The sequence below is a fragment of the Oleiphilus sp. HI0086 genome (genome assembly GCF_001635225.1).
In genome coordinates this window covers 1-700 of the sequence record NZ_LWFZ01001492.1, presented here as the reverse complement: position 1 = coordinate 700, position 700 = coordinate 1, and the positions used below count along the sequence as shown (strand labels likewise).

Below are 700 nucleotides of genomic sequence, written 5' to 3'. Positions count from 1 at the left end.
AACGCTCTAAAGCAAAAGTTCACGAAGCAAATTTGAATTACGATTTTATTGAAATGCCGGGTGGGCACTGTTTTATGCAAGAACAGCCTGAGCGCACGGCGCAAGAGATCAAACAAAAACTACGATTTAGTTTGTAGGTTTATGATGCGTTTAAGAGATCTAAAAGGCTTGGGTCCAAAAAGCGAAGCGGACTTGCTTGCTGTTGGCGTCTGTTCTGTAGAAGAGTTAAATCGGATTGGTCCCATTGAAGCATTTCTCAAGCTTAAAGCCTCGAATGATAAAGTCAGCCTAAATTTTCTGTACGCTTTAGTTGGTGCTGTTAAAGGTGAACATTGGCTAGACGTGGCCCGGCGAGAGAAGTCTTATTTGCTTAGCGAGTTAGATGGTTGCCAAGAGCTGGAGAGGATGTTTTCTCAAGATACTACGACTTAAGCAAGTTAGAGCCTTATGGTTATTCATTAAAAAGCATTTGTTAAAGAAGAAAGAAGTGAACTTCTTGAGCTACGTTAAAGTCTGCATTTAAGACTCTGACAACTCTAATAGGGTGCGCCATGCGCACCTCTGAACTCCGTGGCTCAAACAAACATAAATAGGGGTGGCCAAACCAATTCCCCCAGGCCTGTAGGCAGAGCCTTCCACGGCTCGCATGAGGGCTAGCACGAGGTTGATCAAGCGAGAGGTGGATCCTATGCCTACGGAG

Annotated in this window: 1 protein-coding gene; it reads left to right on the top strand. The window is 44.6% G+C overall.

Annotated features, from left to right (window positions below; genetic code table 11):
* Positions 1 to 141 precede the first annotated feature (141 nt).
* The gene (locus A3756_RS25320) at positions 142 to 432 is read left to right on the top strand and encodes a TfoX/Sxy family protein (protein ID WP_082865380.1); all 291 of its coding nucleotides are present in this window, start codon (positions 142 to 144) and stop codon (positions 430 to 432) included.
* Positions 433 to 700: the final 268 nt, after the last annotated feature.

Excerpts from the sequence above, each read along its gene's own strand:
- A3756_RS25320 (WP_082865380.1), top strand. The coding sequence starts at position 142 with ATGATGCGTTTAAGAGATCTAAAAGGCTTGGGTCCAAAAAGCGAAGCG.